A 1,659-nucleotide genomic window follows, 5' to 3' on the forward strand; every position below is an offset into this window, starting at 1 on the left:
GTACCAGCGTACGGCCCACAGAATGATGTCACGCTGAAAATGCCGGCCTTTGAATGGGTTCATGTGCAGCTCCATCAGCAAAAGGGGATGATAAGTTTATCACCACCGACTATTTGCAACAGTGCCGATAAAAATATATCATCATGAACAATAAAACTGTCTGCTTACATAAACAGTAATACAAGGGGTGTTATGAGCCATATTCAACGGGAAACGTCTTGCTCGAGGCCGCGATTAAATTCCAACCTGGATGCTGATTTATATGGGTATAGATGGGCTCGCGATAATGTCGGGCAATCAGGTGCGACAATCTATCGATTGTATGGGAAGCCCGATGCGCCAGAGTTGTTTCTGAAACATGGCAAAGGTAGCGTTGCCAATGATGTTACAGATGAGATGGTCAGACTAAACTGGCTGACGGCATTTATGCCTCTTCCGACCATCAAGCATTTTATCCGTACTCCTGATGATGCATGGTTACTCACCACTGCGATCCCCGGGAAAACAGCATTCCAGGTATTAGAAGAATATCCTGATTCAGGTGAAAATATTGTTGATGCGCTGGCAGCGTTCCTGCGCCGGTTGCATTCGATTCCTGTTTGTAATTGTCCTTTTAACAGCGATCGCGCATTTCGTCTCGCTCAGGCGCAATCACGAATGAATAACGGTTTGGTTGATGCGAGTGATTTTGATGACGAGCGTAATGGCTGGCCTGTTGAACAAGTCTGGAAAGAAATGCATAAGCTTTTGCCATTCTCACCGGATTCAGTCGTCACTCATGGTGATTTCTCACTTGATAACCTTATTTTTGACGAGGGGAAATTAATAGGTTGTATTGATGTTGGACGAGTCGGAATCGCAGACCGATACCAGGATCTTGCCATCCTATGGAACTGCCTCGGTGAGTTTTCTCCTTCATTACAGAAACGGCTTTTTCAAAAATATGGTATTGATAATCCTGATATGAATAAATTGCAGTTTCATTTGATGCTCGATGAGTTTTTCTAATCAGAATTGGTTAATTGGTTGTAACACTGGCAGAGCATTACGCTGACTTGACGGGACGGCGCTTCCCTACCCTCATGGCCGCCTCCCAGGAATCGACCCAGGTGCTTATCGTGGACATAATCCTTTACTCATAAATTTATCTTATTCCATTATTGTACCTGTCACGCAAAACTTGCAGAAAAGCCATAAACGCAGGAGAATCCTGTCGGCGGTGAGGATAATAAATATGGTAGCCGTCAAAATATGGACACCACTCGGTCAGAACAGCAATCAGCTTGCCGCTTTTGATATATCCATCTGCAACATACTCGGGAATATAGGCAATCCCCAGCCCGTCTAATGCTGCATCGAGCTGATGAATCGTGCTGTTCGCAATATATTGCCCTTTGACTTTCAGACTGAATTTCTGAGCATCTTTCTCGAATTCCCAGGCGTACAATCCACTCGTATCAGAATAGCGGACGTTAATGCAGTTGTGGTTCAAAAGATCCTGCGGCTTCCTGGGCTTAGCATAACGCTTAAAATGGCACTGTTGCAAAGTTAGCGATGAGGCAGCCTTTTGTCTTATTCAAAGGCCTTACATTTCAAAAACTCTGCTTACCAGGCGCATTTCGCCCAGGGGATCACCATAATAAAATGCTGAGGCCTGGC

2 protein-coding genes are annotated in these 1,659 nt (G+C 45.0%); one reads left to right on the forward strand and one right to left on the reverse strand.

Going from position 1 to position 1,659, the window contains the following annotated elements; all coding sequences use genetic code 11:
• Positions 1 to 192 precede the first annotated feature (192 nt).
• Positions 193 to 1,008 carry an APH(3')-I family aminoglycoside O-phosphotransferase gene (locus tag FTU39_RS13705; RefSeq protein WP_000018323.1) on the forward strand — a complete coding sequence of 272 codons (816 nt, stop codon included), beginning with the start codon at positions 193 to 195 and terminating at the stop codon, positions 1,006 to 1,008.
• A gap of 136 nt (positions 1,009 to 1,144) precedes the next feature.
• Here the strand turns inward: FTU39_RS13705 and FTU39_RS13710 are convergent, their stop codons facing one another.
• Positions 1,145 to 1,546, reverse strand: coding sequence for a LysR substrate-binding domain-containing protein (locus FTU39_RS13710; protein WP_001183556.1), 402 nt, complete (start codon positions 1,544 to 1,546; stop codon positions 1,145 to 1,147).
• Between the last annotated feature and the right edge of the window lie 113 nt (positions 1,547 to 1,659).

Origin of the sequence: Acinetobacter sp. YH12099, from assembly GCF_013419195.1 — a bacterium.
In the GTDB taxonomy this organism is placed as follows: domain Bacteria; phylum Pseudomonadota; class Gammaproteobacteria; order Pseudomonadales; family Moraxellaceae; genus Acinetobacter; species Acinetobacter towneri.

What these genes read in the sequence shown, in the direction of transcription:
- FTU39_RS13705 (WP_000018323.1), top strand. Translation starts at nt 193, where the DNA reads ATGAGCCATATTCAACGGGAAACGTCTTGCTCGAGGCCGCGATTAAAT.